The 15,561-nt window shown below is 67.3% G+C and carries 24 protein-coding genes; 18 read left to right on the forward strand and 6 right to left on the reverse strand.

Annotated elements, in window-relative coordinates; translation table 11 throughout:
- Window positions 1-798: a nucleoside triphosphate pyrophosphohydrolase gene (gene mazG, locus ABIE65_RS24965; RefSeq protein WP_354081503.1), complete on the reverse strand. Its 798-nt coding sequence runs from the start codon at window positions 796-798 to the stop codon at window positions 1-3.
- Window positions 799-880: 82 nt separating this feature from the next.
- Window positions 881-1,219, reverse strand: coding sequence for a helix-turn-helix domain-containing protein (locus ABIE65_RS24970; RefSeq protein WP_354081504.1), 339 nt, complete (start codon window positions 1,217-1,219; stop codon window positions 881-883).
- Window positions 1,220-1,602: 383 nt separating this feature from the next.
- On the opposite strand from ABIE65_RS24970, the gene ABIE65_RS24975 reads away from it, so the two are divergent.
- The 18 genes from ABIE65_RS24975 (at window position 1,603) to ABIE65_RS25060 (ending at window position 11,491) form a co-directional block, all read left to right on the forward strand.
- Window positions 1,603-2,049, forward strand: a complete 447-nt coding sequence (locus tag ABIE65_RS24975; protein ID WP_354081505.1) for a DUF736 family protein — start codon at window positions 1,603-1,605, stop codon at window positions 2,047-2,049.
- A gap of 300 nt (window positions 2,050-2,349) precedes the next feature.
- The gene (locus ABIE65_RS24980; protein WP_354081506.1) at window positions 2,350-2,589 is read left to right on the forward strand and encodes a hypothetical protein; all 240 of its coding nucleotides are present in this window, start codon (window positions 2,350-2,352) and stop codon (window positions 2,587-2,589) included.
- A 65-nt stretch (window positions 2,590-2,654) separates the two neighbouring features.
- Complete coding sequence (locus ABIE65_RS24985) at window positions 2,655-3,908, forward strand: hypothetical protein (RefSeq protein WP_354081507.1); 1,254 nt, start codon at window positions 2,655-2,657, stop codon at window positions 3,906-3,908.
- A gap of 68 nt (window positions 3,909-3,976) precedes the next feature.
- Window positions 3,977-4,291: a hypothetical protein gene (locus ABIE65_RS24990; RefSeq protein WP_354081508.1), complete on the forward strand. Its 315-nt coding sequence runs from the start codon at window positions 3,977-3,979 to the stop codon at window positions 4,289-4,291.
- Window positions 4,227-4,790, forward strand: coding sequence for a hypothetical protein (locus ABIE65_RS24995; protein ID WP_354081509.1), 564 nt, complete (start codon window positions 4,227-4,229; stop codon window positions 4,788-4,790). The genes ABIE65_RS24990 and ABIE65_RS24995 overlap by 65 nt, the downstream gene beginning before the upstream one ends.
- Window positions 4,787-5,542 (forward strand): helicase HerA domain-containing protein, encoded by a 756-nt coding sequence (locus tag ABIE65_RS25000; protein WP_354081510.1) that lies wholly within the window; start codon window positions 4,787-4,789, stop codon window positions 5,540-5,542. Before ABIE65_RS24995 ends, ABIE65_RS25000 begins: the two co-directional genes overlap by 4 nt.
- Window positions 5,543-5,633: 91 nt before the next feature.
- Window positions 5,634-5,762: a hypothetical protein gene (locus ABIE65_RS25005; protein WP_354081511.1), complete on the forward strand. Its 129-nt coding sequence runs from the start codon at window positions 5,634-5,636 to the stop codon at window positions 5,760-5,762.
- A gap of 74 nt (window positions 5,763-5,836) precedes the next feature.
- The gene (locus ABIE65_RS25010; protein WP_354081512.1) at window positions 5,837-6,652 is read left to right on the forward strand and encodes a major capsid protein P2; all 816 of its coding nucleotides are present in this window, start codon (window positions 5,837-5,839) and stop codon (window positions 6,650-6,652) included.
- Between the two features lie 57 nt (window positions 6,653-6,709).
- On the forward strand, window positions 6,710-7,087 hold the full coding sequence (locus ABIE65_RS25015) for an LPXTG cell wall anchor domain-containing protein (RefSeq protein ID WP_354081513.1): 378 nt from the start codon (window positions 6,710-6,712) through the stop codon (window positions 7,085-7,087).
- Window positions 7,087-7,227, forward strand: a complete 141-nt coding sequence (locus ABIE65_RS25020; protein ID WP_354081514.1) for a hypothetical protein — start codon at window positions 7,087-7,089, stop codon at window positions 7,225-7,227. The genes ABIE65_RS25015 and ABIE65_RS25020 overlap by 1 nt, the downstream gene beginning before the upstream one ends.
- On the forward strand, window positions 7,224-7,430 hold the full coding sequence (locus ABIE65_RS25025) for a hypothetical protein (RefSeq protein ID WP_354081515.1): 207 nt from the start codon (window positions 7,224-7,226) through the stop codon (window positions 7,428-7,430). The genes ABIE65_RS25020 and ABIE65_RS25025 overlap by 4 nt, the downstream gene beginning before the upstream one ends.
- Window positions 7,427-7,792 (forward strand): hypothetical protein, encoded by a 366-nt coding sequence (locus ABIE65_RS25030; protein ID WP_354081516.1) that lies wholly within the window; start codon window positions 7,427-7,429, stop codon window positions 7,790-7,792. Before ABIE65_RS25025 ends, ABIE65_RS25030 begins: the two co-directional genes overlap by 4 nt.
- Window positions 7,792-8,187: a hypothetical protein gene (locus tag ABIE65_RS25035; RefSeq protein ID WP_354081517.1), complete on the forward strand. Its 396-nt coding sequence runs from the start codon at window positions 7,792-7,794 to the stop codon at window positions 8,185-8,187. The genes ABIE65_RS25030 and ABIE65_RS25035 overlap by 1 nt, the downstream gene beginning before the upstream one ends.
- 50 nt (window positions 8,188-8,237) lie before the next feature.
- Window positions 8,238-8,762, forward strand: coding sequence for a hypothetical protein (locus ABIE65_RS25040; RefSeq protein ID WP_354081518.1), 525 nt, complete (start codon window positions 8,238-8,240; stop codon window positions 8,760-8,762).
- Entirely contained in the window at window positions 8,762-10,423 is a 1,662-nt protein-coding gene (locus ABIE65_RS25045) for a glycosyl hydrolase family 28-related protein (RefSeq protein ID WP_354081519.1), read from the forward strand. Before ABIE65_RS25040 ends, ABIE65_RS25045 begins: the two co-directional genes overlap by 1 nt.
- Window positions 10,424-10,432: 9 nt before the next feature.
- Window positions 10,433-11,110: a lytic transglycosylase domain-containing protein gene (locus ABIE65_RS25050; protein WP_354081520.1), complete on the forward strand. Its 678-nt coding sequence runs from the start codon at window positions 10,433-10,435 to the stop codon at window positions 11,108-11,110.
- A gap of 2 nt (window positions 11,111-11,112) precedes the next feature.
- A complete protein-coding gene (locus tag ABIE65_RS25055; protein WP_354081521.1) occupies window positions 11,113-11,283 on the forward strand; it encodes a hypothetical protein in 171 nt (56 codons plus the stop codon).
- Window position 11,284: 1 nt separating this feature from the next.
- A complete protein-coding gene (locus ABIE65_RS25060) occupies window positions 11,285-11,491 on the forward strand; it encodes a hypothetical protein (RefSeq protein ID WP_354081522.1) in 207 nt (68 codons plus the stop codon).
- 327 nt (window positions 11,492-11,818) lie between these two features.
- Here ABIE65_RS25060 and ABIE65_RS25065 read toward each other — a convergent pair whose 3' ends face one another.
- From ABIE65_RS25065 to metG, 4 genes are all read right to left on the reverse strand, one after another.
- Entirely contained in the window at window positions 11,819-12,292 is a 474-nt protein-coding gene (locus tag ABIE65_RS25065) for a hypothetical protein (RefSeq protein ID WP_354081523.1), read from the reverse strand.
- A 144-nt stretch (window positions 12,293-12,436) separates the two neighbouring features.
- Window positions 12,437-13,210 (reverse strand): MBL fold metallo-hydrolase, encoded by a 774-nt coding sequence (locus tag ABIE65_RS25070; protein ID WP_354081524.1) that lies wholly within the window; start codon window positions 13,208-13,210, stop codon window positions 12,437-12,439.
- On the reverse strand, window positions 13,207-13,998 hold the full coding sequence (locus tag ABIE65_RS25075) for a TatD family hydrolase (RefSeq protein WP_354081543.1): 792 nt from the start codon (window positions 13,996-13,998) through the stop codon (window positions 13,207-13,209). The genes ABIE65_RS25070 and ABIE65_RS25075 overlap by 4 nt, the downstream gene beginning before the upstream one ends.
- Window positions 13,998-15,557 (reverse strand): methionine--tRNA ligase, encoded by a 1,560-nt coding sequence (metG, locus tag ABIE65_RS25080; RefSeq protein ID WP_354081525.1) that lies wholly within the window; start codon window positions 15,555-15,557, stop codon window positions 13,998-14,000. The genes ABIE65_RS25075 and metG overlap by 1 nt, the downstream gene beginning before the upstream one ends.
- Between the last annotated feature and the right edge of the window lie 4 nt (window positions 15,558-15,561).

Below are 15,561 nucleotides of genomic sequence, written 5' to 3' on the forward strand. Positions count from 1 at the left end.
TCAGGTGGCGGCGCTTTCCCGGCGCTTGGCCTCCTCCCAGAGCGTCTCGAGTTCGTCGAGCGAGCAGGCATCGGCGCTCTTTCCCTGCGTGCCGAGCATCTCCTCGATCATCCGGAATCGTCGTTCGAACTTCGCATTCGCCCGCCGCAGCGCAGCTTCGCCATCGATCTTCAAGTGACGCGCCAGATTGGCGGTGGCGAACAGCAGGTCGCCGACCTCGTCTTCGAACCTGTCGGCTCCGGCCCCGGCATCGATTTCCGCGCGCACTTCGGCGATTTCTTCCTCGATCTTGTCGAGGACGCGGCGGGGCTCCGCCCAGTCGAAGCCGACGCGCGCCGCGCGCTTCTGGAGCTTCTCGGCCCGTATCAGGGCGGGCAGGGCGAGGGCGATCCCGTCCAGGATACTCGCGCGCCGGCCGGAGGCCGCAGCCTTGGCGGCACGTTCCTCCGCCTTGCGTGCTTCCCACGCCTGGGTCTGGGCGGCTGCGCCGCGGATCTCGGTATCGCCGAACACATGCGGATGCCGGGCGACCATCTTGTCGGCGATGGCCCGGGCTACCGCGGCGAAATCGAACTGGCCCATCTCGGCCGCGATCTGCGCGTGATAGACGACCTGAAGCAGCAGATCGCCCAGTTCCTCGCGCAGTGCCGGCATGTCGGAACCGGCGATCGCGTCGGCGACCTCATAGGCCTCTTCGATCGTGTAGGGCGCGATCGTCTCGAACGTTTGCTCGATGTCCCAGGGGCAACCGTTCTGCGGATCCCGAAGCCTCCGCATGACATCCAGGAGGCGGGTCATCTCATCCGCGGGGGGGCGTTCCTGATCCGGCATTTCTAAGTCGGATAATATATATTCTTGCGATACTGCGGAACCGTATGTTCTAGGCATGTTCGCGTCGGCTATTTACTGCGTCGGACGCATCGTTCGATCTTGTCAATTCCGCAATTACTATGCTCTCGATCTTTTCGATTACTGCAATCGCCTTCTGCTCTTTGTCGCGCGTGAGAAGCCAGCGCATTCGATGCAGTAGCACAAGCTCGGGAGGAAGTCCCAAAAGTTGAGCAATGCGAAGGGCAATGGCGGCGCTAGGGAAAATCTGGCTGCGGCGATAGTCCGATACCGCCTGACGCCTAACGCCTAGCAGTTGCGCTAAGGCGTAATCCGACGTGATGCCGTGCTGGCGCATTACGCGGTCAAGGTAGCCGTTCGGCGTGTCCATTGTCGTCTCCGTGGGGGGCGGAACTGCTTGACGTACAGTAAACGGCGAGTGTCCCATCAGGTTAGGCTTTTGTTAGTGACGCAACTCACATGGTCGATGGAACTTGACGGATGCCAGATATAGCCGGCGTCATGGGCGTGCGCTTCGGCGCGGTCGTCGGGGGGCGGCCTGGGGAACCGGCCGCGAGTCGGTTCCCCAACCCCCCGCGAGTTCACCCCCCGGTGTTTCCTCACCCGTTCACTAGGGGGGCGTTGGCGGCGGAGCCGCGCCGGCCTCGGGCTCTTATCCCGCCCGGCGCGGCACGCACCCCCAAAGGGCGCATCCGCCGCTAACCCGCAAAACGGGTGGTAAGCGAGCGCAGCGAGCGCGGAAAGCGGAGCCACATGGAAGTCGGAAAGCTAGTCGAACATCTGCACGAGCGGGCCGGACAGTTCTTCCGGGGCGCGGTGAGCCTGGACGCGGTGCCGGGAAAAATCCTGATCCTGCCCACGGCGAAGCACGGCGAGCGGTCGCCGGATTTCGTCGTCAAGATGGAACGCCACAATCCGACGACGGGCGAGGTGATCGAGCCGGTCGTGGCCGGCGCGGCGTGGTGGCAGGTGGGGCAGCGCGACGGGCTCAAATACCTGTCGGTGAAGTTCCAGCGGCCGGAACAGCCGAAGCCGATCCGGTGCGCGGCGTTCTTCCGAACCGAAGGCGCGAGCAAGGGGCTCGACCTTCCGCCGGTCGAGGGACGCGAATGGCGCCTCGTGTGGCGTCCGCCGGGTGTGCGGCCGGTCGCGGACGGCGCCGAGGCGTCGCCGGATCTGGATGACGATATTCCGTTCTGACGATGGAAGCCGGCGACCTGCACAACCCGCTGTCCGTCCTGTTCGCGACGAACGGGGCGGAGGCAACGCGGCGGTGGGTCGGCCTCGCCTATGACTGCGGCCTATTCGTGCGCCTCGGTAGCTTCGATGAGGTGGCGGACTGGTCGCAGCAATGGGCGGCGGGCTTCGCGGACGGAACCGTTGACTTTCTCACAATCGAGCCGGTGACACGCGCCACGGCGGCGCGGGTCGAGGAATGGGCGGCGACCTGTCGAAAGACGGGCGGGCCGATCCTCGCGCCGGATTGGAGGTCGGGCAGATATGGCGAGAGCTTTGGAGACGTTGGAGCGGGAACCTCTGACGGTGGTGGAGGAGACGGGCGGGGTGCCGCTCTCGGCGCAGATCGTGGCGGCGGGCGTGATGATCGAGGAGGCGGAGGCGCGCTATCGAGCGGCGCGAGGATGGGAGCGGGAACCGGCCTGGAAGGTTCTCCAGACGCTGCGGAGCATCAACCGGACGCTCCGGGAAGTGGCGGACAGACGCGGCATGCGCTTGCACTGATCTGAGGGGAGAGGGGGGTAATTCGTAGCACCCCCCTCTAGGTCTACAGGGGACAGGTGGAACGGTTGGAAACGCTCTATTGCGGCTTTGACGGGCTCGACGTGGCTTTCGAGGGTTGGCTACCGGATGCGGCGCTGGCGATGCTGGCGGATCGCAAGGAAGCGGCGCAACTCGACGGGAAGCCGGTGCCGCACGACCTGGGCGGCGTGCGCGGCTTCGTCGGCGCGACGGGGCGGCCGGGCTTCGCCTATCGTTTCGAGACGGGCGACGACGGCGAAATCTGGTGGTTCCAGCGGAACACGTCGAAAAATACGTGGCGGATATTCGTCTCTGTCCGTTCGCTGGCGCTGGCGGTGCACGGCCTGGACCGGGTGCGTGACCGGCTTTATCAGCGGCTTGAAGCGTTTGGCGCCACGGTCCTAAAGGAAAGCATTAACCGCGCGGACCTCGCGATTGACTTTCGCGCCGAAGGCTTTGGGCCGGACCCGGCGGCGATCATCGCGCATAGCCATGCGACCAAGGCGGCGGAGTGCGACGCGGACGTTCCTTCGGTGCACTGGACGGGGCGGCGCGTCTCGTCGGTGACGGTCGGCCGGATGCCCGGCCGTCAAGTCATCCTGTATGACAAGCGGCGCGAGGCGGTGCAGACGAAGAAATTCCACTGGTTCGACTTCTGGGGCGTGCCGGATTGGCGCGCGGATCGCCGGCCGGTGTGGCGGATCGAGGTGCGCGCCGGCAAACAGGCGTTGAAGAAGTATGACGCGACGACGTGGGCCGGGCTGGCGGCATCGTTCGCCGATTTCACGGCGGATATTATGGGCGCGGTGCGGCTGACGGTGCCGGCGCGCGACCTGAACCATTCCAGGTGGCCGGTTCATCCCGTATGGGCGGCTGCATTAGACGGGCTCCTATCATACCTCGCCGGGGCGGATATGACGCGCTCGGGCGTGGTGCCGGTCCGCAAGGTGGTCGGCCGGCGGGCGGTTCTGCGGGATATGTACGGCGGCTTGATTGCCGGGCTGGCGGCGAGCCTGGAAGCGGTCGAGGACCGCGACGGCCGCGGCGGGCTCGATATTCCCGGCGCCGTGGCGGATCTGCTGCGGCGCGCGGCGACGGAGCAACCGGCCGAATGGGCGGCCAAGGTAGGGCGGGCGCGGTCGCGTCTCTGGATCACGGAGGAGAGTCACAGTGTCGAAAGAGAACCTCGCGGAGTTCGGGGCGTCGCTCCAGGCGTTGGCGGACGCGAGCATGATCGGGAAGGCGGCGGCGGCGGAACGGTGCCTCGCGTCGCTGCTCAACACGCTGCAGGGTTTCAATGACCGCCTGGAACGGATCGAGGCGGCCGAGGTCGAACGTAGCGGCGGCGCCGGTCTCGCGGTGATGCGCGATGGCTGAACGCGAGATCAAATGGCGGCAGGCGTGCGAAAACTGCAAGCTGCCGGTGGCGGTGCGGCTGACGATCAACGGTCGGGCCTATTACCGTTGCCACGGCGAGCTATCGGACAACGGCGCCCATTGCGGGCACCGTGTCACGTTCGGCAAGCGCGCGACGGATGAGCGGTTGGCGCGCATTGCGCCAGCCAAGGAACAGAAACCGGCCGATCCCCCCGCGGCCAAGTCGGACGACGGGGGCAAGAGTGACGGTAGCACCATTTCTGACCGACGAGCCGGCACCGGCGGATGGGGGCTCGGCTCCTGGTGACGAGGGCGCGTTTCTCGATGCGCTGAATGTCGAGGACGACGGGCAGGGCGGCGGCCCGGCCGAGGATGCGGCGCCGGTCGATCCTGGCGCACCGGCGGACGGCTTCATCGGCACGGATGCGTTCTTTGCCGGGTTCAAGGTGACGCACCAACTCGCGGGCCTGGGGACCGGCCTGCGATCCCTGCAAGAGGGACCGGACGCGCCGGGGGCGCGCGAGGCGTCTGACGCGATTTATGCCTGCCTGTACGATACACCGTCGCTGCACTTCCTGATCCAGCCGGGCTCGCTTTGGATGCAACGGGCGGCGGTGATCGCGGCCTATGCGGTGCCGCTCGGCATGTCGTGCAAGGTCGAACTGGCGCAGCGGCGCGCGGCGCGGGCAAAGGCGGCGGCGGAGCGGCAGGCGACCGCTCGGGCGGCGGCGGCGTCGCGGCCGGGCGCGGCGGCACCGGCGGCGACGGGCGAACGGCCGGTGCACTGGCAAGAGCCTATTCCGTGATCGGCAAGGATGCGCGCTGCATCGCAGTGTTCGGCCGGCGCGGCGCGGGGAAATCGACCCTGGTTAAGTCCCTAGTGGCCGGCGCCGGGCGGCTCGTCGTGTTCGACCCGATGGGCGAATATGCGCGGATGCCCGGATACCGGCGCGCGGCGAGCGTCGGCGAGGTCCGCAAGATCCTGCGGGCGTCCTGGGGGCGCGGGTTTCGCGTCGCGTTCGTGCCGGAGCGCGAGCACGTCAAGGCGCTGCACAGTCTCTCGGCGCTGTTGTGGGGGGCGCAGATCGCCTATGACGACGGCCGCGATACGCGGAAGCTGCTGCTCGTGGTCGAGGAAGCGAACCTAGGCTTTCCCAATCGGCCGATGCGTCCGGGCGAAGATGCGTTCCTGCGGCTGATCCTACAGGGGCGTCACCGCGGTATCGAGATTATCGCGGTGACGCAGCGGCCGGCGCTGGTCTCGCCGAATTTCCGCAGCAATGCAGCGGAGACATACTGCTTTGCGCTGTCGGATGAAATCGACCTATCGACAATGCGGCGGATGGTGGGCAAGGCGCGCGAGGCGGAATTGCGCGCGATGCCGGTGCACCATTATTTCCGGGTGTCGAACGGCACGGTCGAGCGCGGCGTGAACCGCCTGCCGCGTATTACAGAAACCTCTATGAAAGCCGGCGGCGCGCAGTCGAAAAAACCGCTTGCAACATCGCGCGGTGCGGCTCGATCTTCGGAGAGCAACAGGGCATCGGGGCGCGCGTGAGGCTGAAAACAGACATGCTGGTAACGGCAGTTGTAGCGGGGCTGATCGTGGCGTTTCTGTCGCGGGTCATCTTCAAGGGGGAAGAAGTCACATGAACGTCAATGGTCTCGTTAAGTCGGTGGTGCCGGTCATCATCGGCGTGTTTCTCGCCGGCTACATCATGAACGCGCTCCGCGACAATTCCATTGTCGCCAGCGCAATCGACGGGTTCGACGGCTGATCTAGCCGGCGGCTTCACCTTCGGCCGGCGTCCCCCCGCGCATGGCCTCAACCGTTCGACAATCGGGGGCACCCGTGCAGATCCAAGTCAAGCTCCCCTCTTTCGAGGGTATCGGCGCGGGCCAGACCGCGACCTGTCGCCTGCCCATCGGCCGGCGCTACCATGAACTCCAGCTCGTCTATTCCGGTGTCACCCTGGCGCAGATGACGGAAATCCGCATCATCGCGAACCAGAAGGTGATCCATCGCTATTCGGCGACGGAACGCGACGTGATGAACCAGTTCTTCGGCCTCACGGCCGCGGCGGGCATCCTGCGACTGCCGTTCGACCGGCTGTTTCTGAAACAGCGGCAGGCCGAGGAAGTCACGGCGCTGAATACCGGGAGCAAGGACAAGAACGGCCGTTTCATCGGCTCGCTGCACGTCGAAATCGACGTTGCGGCGGCGGCGGTGGGCACGGCGCTCGCGCTGTACGCCACACAGTCCAACGCGGTGGCCGGCGGGCCGGGCGTCGTGGGGCATATCCGCAAGTACAGCCGCACGGCGGCCGGTGCGGGCGAGTACGAGGTCTCCGACCTGCATTTCAACACCCCCACGGCGCAGGCGATCAATTCGCTGTTCATCAACGATGCCGGGAACCTCAACGGGCTGGTGATCGAGCGCGGGCTCTACAAGGTGTTTGAGCGCGATACGGCGCTCAACGAACTGATCCAGTCGGATCATGGGCGCGTGCCGCAGACGAATTGGTGGGTCTATGACCCGGCCGAAAAGGGCTATGGCGGCGAACCGCTCGATCTCGTCGGCTATTCGGATTTCCGGCTGCGGCTCGATATGGCGGCCGGGGCGACCATGCCGATCATCGTGGAATATCTGGGCCAGTTGGGCGACTGACCGGCAGGGGGCGCCCGCGCGGGCGCCCCCATCATTCCGCGAGAGGTGGGGGCAGGCATGGCAACAGAAAACGATCCGCTCTGGTATCTGAGCGACCCGCTCGGCGCGGTCGGCGCTTTCGAGACGGGCAAGGATGCCGACGCGGGCGGCGGCTGGTGGTCGAGCGGGTGGGACTGGCTCGATGGGGTGGCCGGGACGGTCGGCGACACGATCGGCAACCTCGCCGACAGTGCCGCGAAACTCTGGTCGGTGGACTATCTCACGGACAAGTTCGGCGACGGCAAGGCGCGGCCGGAACTGGTCTGGGACGGGCGGCAGGTGGTGCCAGCGACGGGAACGCCCCTCACCGGCTACAGCAGCGGCAGCAATAACCTGCTGATCGTCGGCGGGCTGGCGGCGGTCGGGCTGGCGCTGGTTTTCATGGGGCGCAAGTAATGCCGGTGCCGCTGCTATGGGTGGCGGCCGGTGCGGCGGGCATGTGGGCCTTCGGCAATGTGGCTGAGGAAGTCGCAAAGCCGGTGAAATGGGCCGCGCTCGCCGGTGCCGCCTATGTCGCCTGGAAGGCGCTGAAATGACGCCACAGGGTGCACCCCCGCTGCAAATCGCGGGCGGGCCGGCGCAGTCGCGGGCGAGCGGCGGCGCGGTCGAGAGCATCTTTTCGAGCGCGCCGGCCGTGTTCAATTTCGGGCCGGGTTCGACATCGGCGGCCGGCGGATGGGCGATCTACGCGGCCATAGCGGCGCTCGGCGTGGTCGCCTGGATGGGGCTACGCAAGTGAGCCGCGAGCCGGTGGCGCGGCGCTGGTCGGACCATGCCGCGGCGATCCTGGCGCCGGCCTTGGGCGAGGATGCGCCGCTGGTCGCGGCCGACGTGGCGGCGGGCAGGGCGTTCCTTTGGGAGCATCCCGGCGCCGGCTATGTCGTCACGCGATGGGACCGGGCGGCCGGCGGCCGGGAACTGGTCATCGTCGCGGGCGCCGGCTGCGATCTCGCCGGATGCGTGCCGCACTGGCAGGCGCATGGGCGGCTGTATGGCGCGGTGGCGGTGCGCGCCCATGCGACGCGGCCGGGGATTGCGCGGATGCTCGGCGGGCTCGGCTTCGTGCCGGTGGAAACCGTTTGTCGCTGGAAGGTGGAATAATGGGCGGCAAGTCTGAATCGAAGTCGAGCCAAGCGACGACGAACACCAACGAGGAATATTACCTAAACGTCGTGGACTATGGCGAGGGCGAGGCGCCGAAGTCTCAGACGGCGGCGATGATTACCGACAATTCGGGTACGGTGTCGATAGTCGCGACCGATCAAGGCGCAATCCAGACCGGGCGCGATATCGCTCTGGCTGGAATAGATTTCGGCCGCGGTGCGCTTGAAGAAACACTTTCGACCTTCGGCACGCAAACGTCGGCCGTTATCGAGGGCGCGTTGGCGGCCAATCGCGACGCGACCGAAGAACTCATGGGCCAATTCATGAGCACGGTCTCAACGGTGGCGCTCGGCGGCGCTGCGTTGTTCGCGCTCTCAAAGGTGATGAAATGACGGCACCGCGTGACTTTCCGCTTTCGCTCGATGCGGGCGTGCCGCAGACCTTGCGCGTCGCCGGCTATTATTTCGGCGTGATCTCGGCGCCGGCCGGGCCGGTGCAACTGGCGTTCGACGGCGGACCCTTTATCGAGCGGTCGGCCGGCATGGGCGGCGGCGGCCGTTTCTCGGAAATCATCATCAAAAGCGTCCTGGCGCAGACGGTCGTGCTGGCCGTCGTCATGGATGAGGGCGGCACGCTGTATGACAGTCGGGCGACCGTCAACGCGGCGATCACGGCGCCCATTGAGGTGTCGAATACGATCCTGGCGCTTGCCGATGTGACGGTGCCGGCCGGTGCAACGGCGGCGCTGGTGGCGGCCGACACGGCGCGCAAGGAACTGATCGTCAAGCTCCCATCGACGGCGGCGGCGGCGGTGCGGCTCGGGGCCCCCGCCAATGTCGCGGCCGGCGTCGGTTTCCGCCTGGAACCGGGCGAGAGCATCGTTCTGCCGACGACGGCGGCCGTGACGGCCTATTGCGAGGGCGTCGCCGACGAAACGGTGAGCCTGACCGAAACGAGGTTCGTCTAATGGCCTTCGGTACGAGCGTAGGCGTTCCACATCATAAGCCGCGCACGGATGCGCTTGCGGCGACCATCGCGGCCAATGCGCTGGCGGATGCTTCGGCGCTGGCGGACCTGACCGCGCGGCTCGATGCCGAGGGGGTGGTTAATCTCAAATGGGCGGGGGCCGCGGCAGACGGCGTGACCGACGATACGGCCGTTCTGATCGACGCGCTGGCGACTGGCAAACGGGTCTACGCGCCGGCCGGAACCTACCGGCTGACGGCCGGGATCAGCCTGCCGGATGGTGCGGTGATCGAGGGCGACGGGCCGCGGCGAACGCTGTTCGACTTCGGCGACGCGCCGGCTTCAAGCTATTTCGTTGCGACCGGCGCGAGCGTGCTGGCGCCGTTGCGCGGCCTGCGGCTGGCCGACTTCGGCACGGTGCAGGGCACGCGGACGGGCGTGGGCGTCATGGCGGCCGTTGAGTTCCGTTTTGTCGCGGCAAGTGCGGTCGAGCGGCTGCATATCGACGGGGCCGAGGATATCGGCCTCTGGTGGATCGACTGCGACGGATGCGTTGCGCGCGACGTGCTGGCCGAAAATGTCGCCTATGTCGTCAACTGGGACGGCTGTTCGGCCTGCTATGGCGAGCGGCTACGCGGGCTGGACATTTCGCTACATGCCTTCGCGATCCTGGCGGACGACGGGTTGGCGCCGGCGCCGAGTAACGAATCCTCGAGCGTGCGGGCGCGCGAGGACGCGGGCGGCAACGTGCTTATGGCCTGTTCGGTGGATCGTTTCGAGGGGCACGCGGTCACGCTGAACGCCTGCGACGGGAACGCGGTGATCGGTATGCAGGCGCGCCACTATGTCGGCGCGGAAGCGGATCGCCCGGCCTTCCAGAACAAGCACACGACGAACGACGAGAGCCGGCGCAACAAGTTCATCGGCTGCGACGGCTACGATCTCGGCGGCGGCTTCTACAGTCAGGACGGCGCCGGGATGATCGTCGTCGGCGGCACGCTCGACACGGTGAGCGGCAACGGCTGTTGGGCGAACAGCGCGCCGGGCACAGTGTTTTCCGACGTGACGATGCGCGGCATTGGCGGCGACGTGCTGCGGCTTGAGGCATCGCCATACAGCCGCGCACGCGGCATCGCGTCGGCGGCGCCGGGCGCCGCGGCGCGCGGCCTGATCCTGATCAATTCGAGTTATTGCCGGGTTGACGATTTCGAGTTGACGGACCTGCACGCGACCGGCGCGAGCATCGACAGTCTGTCGGGCAGCACGACCCTGGGGGGCGGCGTGCGGCTCGGTTCCTCGCCGCTGGCGGACGCCAGCACGACGACGAAATACCCGTTGGTCTATCAGGCGGTGGTCGATACCGGCGCCATCGGGCAGACGGTGCTCGGCGTGCCGCCGCGCGGAATGTGGGTCGGTCGGGCGCGGGCGATGGTGGCGGAGGCGCCGACGAGCGGCGATCCGGCGATAAGGGTGGGGTCGGTCCTCTCAACGGGCATGATCGCGGCGCAACAGACGTTGGGATCGCTGGCGCTCGGCGCGGTGAACCTGCTGACACTGGCGGCGGCCGATGCGGGCACGGCGCCGGTCCTGTCCTGCAATGTCGGCGTCGCGGCGACGGGCGGAAAACTGGTCGTGTCCGTCGAAGGGCTGCACAGGATCTAGGGGGCGGGCATGGCGATGAGTCGCGAGGCGGTGGTGGGCGGCCTGTTCCTGGCCGGCGCGGCATGGTTCGCCTTGCGGCGCTCGCCGGCACAGGTGGCGGCCTATGGCGGGCAGGCGGGTTTCGATCTCGACGTGTTCGGCCGCGTCGCCGATTGGGGGGCAAGCCTGCTCGGCGCCGATTTCTGGGAGCCGCGCGGCGACGTCATCATCGGCGAGCCGATCTTGCACGGCATGGATGGAGAGACGGTATTGGAGGGCAGCAACGGCGGCGACAACCTGTCGGGCTGGAACCCGCCGGTCGCGGCGGCGCCGTATATGGCGGCGATCACGCTGGCGGAGCGGGTGCACGGTATCCCGCACATGCTCTTGGCGCGGCTGCTCTATCAGGAGAGCAAGTTCCGGCCGGAGGTGATCTCCGGCGCGAAGTCGTCGGCGGCCGGCGCCAAGGGCATTGCGCAGATCGTGCCGCGCTGGCATCCGGGCGTCGATCCGCTCGACCCGGCGGCGGCCATCGACTACGCGGCGCAATATCTGCGGGCGCTTTACGACCGTTTCGGCACATGGTCGCTGGCGCTCGCCGCGTACAACTGGGGGCCAACGGCGCTCGCCAGCAACGGGTTTGCGGCGGCGCCGAAGGAAACCCGCAACTACGTGGCGCAGATCACGGCCGATGTACCGGTGGTGTGACCATGCAAGACGAGATCGGCGCCGGGCTGGCGCTGCTGCAAACCGCCGTGCTGATCGGCATTTTTTTCAGGCTCGGCAAGCTGACCGAGGCGGGCGAGGCGATCCGCGCGCGGGTGCGGCGCCTGGAGGAATGGGCCGAGGCGCATGTTCTCGGCTTTCACAAAGGAGGGTGACTTGTCGAAATGGATGCGCGGGCGGTTCGCGGAGCCGTCCACCTATGCCGGGCTCGGCGCGGTGGTCGCCGGTGTCGGGCAGATCGCCGGGGCGCCGGAACTCGGCGCCGTGGCGCAGATCGTGGCGGGCGAAAGCTCGCCGTGGGGGCTGCTGGCGGCGGCGATGGGCCTCGGGGCCATGTTTCTGAGGGAGAAGGGGGAGCGATGAATGGCGAAGGGCAGAACATCATCGGGACGGCTGAAGAAGGGCTACCGGATGACGAAGGGCGGGCGCGTCGTGAAAGCGAAGTCCAAGCGGCGGCGCCGGTAGAGCCGGCGGCCGGCCGCGACGCGCGGGCCGCGCGGCTGCGGCGCCGGGCACGGTAGCCGGCACGCGGACGAAGTAACGGCGCCTCTCGGGGCGCCGTTTTTCGTGGTATTCGCGCGACCAGGCGGCGACCAGGCGTCGCACCCGGGCCAGTCGCGGGCAAGTCATCGCGGCGCCTGGCGCACAGTAACGGCCGGGCGCCTGGCGCGACGGGGACTTGCGCGACGACTAGGCGCCGATCTTGCGGCCGGCGGCGGCTGCTTTCACTTCACTTCGGACGATCTTGCCGACCTGATAGCCGGACAGGCCGACGAGCCGGCCAATGGCGGCGTTCGACAGGCCGGCGCGGGCGTGGCGCATGATCTCGCGGTTGCGCTCGGCGCGCTCGGCGGCGGCGGCGGCGCGGGCGTGCCGGTCGAGGTATGCCGCGACGGTGCCGGCCGGAACGTGCATCTCGGCGGCGATCCTGTCGGCGGCGGCGTCGTGCGCGGTGCCGGCGGCGACCAGGGCGGCATGCCGGGCCGGGATCTCCCGCGACCAATAGGCGACGCCGCGCACGGCCGCGGTCTCGCGGCTGGCGCGGCTGGCGGCGAGGCTTTCCAGGTGGTGCGCGAGGCGCCGGTAATAGCTGGCGAGTCGGTCGAGGTCGGCGGGGTCGAGTCGCTCAATCGAGCTCATGAATAGCGATTGATCGGGCATCATCGGCCGGCGCTCCTGCGGTCAACCTGTCCGGCGCCGCTTGCCGGGCGCTCCAAACCGGCAGTTTTCCACAGGTTTCTTGCAAATTGGTCAATCAGAGTGTCGGATAATATATATTATGGGAAATAGCGCATGTGCCGACGTCGGTCATTCCGGCACCTCCAGTACCAGACCGTCATAGCCCGGCTCGACCCCGTCCGGCAGTCGGTCCCGCAAAGTCCGGTAATCCATCAGATGGTTCATGTGCGTCAGCACCGTTCGGCGCGGCTTCAGCCGGTCGACCCACTCCAGAACCCGATCCAGGTGCGCATGGCATGGATGCGGCTCCTCGCGCAGGCAGCCGACGATCCAGACCTCGATCCCCGCGAGTTCCGCGAAAGCTGCCTCGTCCAGATGCACCACGTCCGTCGAATAGCCGAAGGCGCCGAAGCGAAATCCGGTCGTTCGGCACACCATGTGGTCCTGGTCGAATGGCGTGACCGCCACCGGGCCGACCGTGAACGGACCCGAGATCGTGTGCGCCCTGAGCTGCGGCCGGTACATCTCCGAGCCTTCCGGCAGCAGCTCGAAGACATAGCCGAACCGCTTGCGGATCGGTGCCAGAGTGGCTTCGGTACCCCAGGCGTCGATCGGCCGGCCCGTGCGGTAATTGAAGGCTCGCAGATCGTCGATGCCGTGAATGTGGTCGGCGTGAGCGTGCGTGAAGAGGATGCCGTCGAGTGCATCGCATCCTGCATCGATGAGCTGGTCCCGCATATCGGGGCCCGTGTCCACGAGGATGCGCGTTCCCGCGCTTTCGACGAGGATGGACGGCCGCCGTCGACGATTGCGCGGCTCTCTCGGATCGCAGTTGCCCCAGGTGCCGTCGGACAGTGGCACGCCGCCGGAACTGCCGCAGCCGAGGAGCGTGACCCGCATCATGCCGCCGCCGGCCTCGCGACCTTGCTGAAGATCCGAAAAAAGTTGTCGGTGGAAGCCTTTGCGAACGCTTCCTCGGACATGCCCTTGAGCTGTGCCGCAGCCGCCGCGGTATGCCGGACCAGCGCCGGTTCGTTGCGCTTGCCGCGCTTCGGTACCGGCGCCAGGAATGGCGCGTCCGTTTCGACCAGAAGCCGGTCGACCGGGACCACGTCACGGACGGCGTCTCGGATGGTCTCCGCCGTCCGGAATGTCAGGATGCCGGAGAGCGAAACGTACATTCCCAATTTGACGGCGATCTCAGCAAGATGCGCCGACGCACTGAAGCAGTGCAGCAGGCCCGGGACCGGCCCGTCGGCCATCGCCTCCGTGAGAACCGCCGCGGTGTCCTCTTCGGCATCGCGCGTATGAACGATGAACGGTAGCCCGGTCCGCCGCGCCGCCTCGATATGGACCCGGAAGCTCTCCTTCTGCTGCTCGCGCGGGCTCCGATCGTAGAAATAGTCGAGGCCGGTCTCGCCGATGCCGACGACGCGTGGGTGCGACGCGATCTCGACGAGGCGCTCGACGGTCGGCACGCCCTGCTCCGCCACGTTGTGCGGATGGATGCCGACGGCACACCAGACACTCGGATAGCGCTCCGAAATGGCGAGAACGTTGTCCAATGCCGTCAGGCGGGTGCAGATCGTGACCATGACCCCGACGCCGGCGGCGTTCGCCCGCGCCACGACCTCGTCGAGTTCCCCTGAGAACTCGTCGAAATCCAGATGGCAGTGACTGTCGACCAGCATCATGCGCCCGCGTCCGCCTCCTCGACGAAGCGCGGAAACACGCCGGCGGGCTTCGGCAGCGCCGCGCCGGGTACCAATCGCCCGCCCTGCCCCACGGCCGCGAAACTGCGCTGCTCCTGGTCGACCCCGACCTGATCCAGGATCGCATCCGAGGCGGTGGGCATGACCGGCAGCGTATAGAGGGCGAGATTGCGGATGGTCTCCGCGAGGACATAGAGAACGGTGCGCATGCGGGGCTCGTCGGTCTTGCGCAGCGTCCAGGGCGCCTGGCGATCGACATAGCCGTTCGCCGCGCGCACCACGACCCAGACGGCCTCGAGAGCCTCGTGGAACAGCTGAGCGTCCATGATGGTACGCAGCTTCGGCAGCAGGTCCGCCACGGCGCCGAGCAGTTCTTCGTCTTCGCCGGTCAGCGGCCCCGGCTCCGGTACCAGGCCGCTGCAGTTGCGTGCGATCATGGACAGCACGCGCTGGACCAGGTTGCCGTAGTCGTTCGCCAGTTCGCTGTTCATGCGCTGCACCATCGAGCGGTGCGAGAAGTCCCCGTCATTGCCGAAGGGAACCTCGCGCAGCATGAAGTAGCGCACCTGGTCGAGACCGTAGCGGCGGACGAGGTCGTACGGATCGATCACATTGCCGAGCGACTTCGAGATCTTCTGGCCTTCGTTGGTCCACCAGCCGTGCGCGAACACGCGCTTCGGCGGCTCCAGCCCAGCGCCCATCAGAAAGGCCGGCCAGTAGACGGCGTGAAAGCGCAGGATGTCCTTGCCGACCATGTGAAGATCGGCCGGCCACAGCTTCGTGTAGTCCGCCGAAGCGATATCGGGATAGCCGACGGCGGTGATGTAGTTGGTGAGGGCGTCGAGCCACACGTACATCACGTGCTTCTCGTCCCCGGGCACCGGAATGCCCCAGGAGAAACTGGTCCGCGAGACGGACAGATCCTGCAGGCCGCCGCGGACGAAGCTCATCACCTCGTTGCGCCGGCTCTGCGGTGCGATGAAGTCGGGGTTGTCCTCGTAGAGTTTCAGCAGGCGATCCTGCCAGGCCGAGAGGCGGAAGAAATAGCTCGGCTCTTCCACCCATTCGACCTCGGCGCCGCTCGGGGCGATCTTCTTGCCCGCCGGGCCGTCGCGCAGTTCGCTCTCGCCATAGAAGGCCTCGTCGCGCACCGCGTACCAGCCCGCATAGGTGTCGAGATAGATCTCGCCGCGCTCGACGAGCGTCGTCCACAGCGCCTGCGCCGCGCGGACGTGCCGTTCCTCGGTGGTCCGGATGAAATCGTCGTTCGTGAAGCCCCACGCCTTGGCCAGGGCGCGGAAGTTCCCCGACACGCGGTCCGTGAAGGACTGCGGGTCGACGCCGGCCTTCTCCGCCGCCTTCTCCACTTTCTGGCCGTGCTCGTCGGTCCCCGTCAGAAAGCGCACGTCGTAACCGTCGAGGCGCTTGAAGCGCGCCAGCACGTCGCAGGCGAGCGTCGTGTAGGCGTGCCCGATGTGCGGATCGTCGTTCACATAGTAGATCGGGGTCGTGATGTAGTAGGGCTTTGCCCCGGGCATCGAC

The organism is Constrictibacter sp. MBR-5, from assembly GCF_040549485.1.
In the GTDB taxonomy this organism is placed as follows: Bacteria; Pseudomonadota; Alphaproteobacteria; order JAJUGE01; family JAJUGE01; genus Constrictibacter.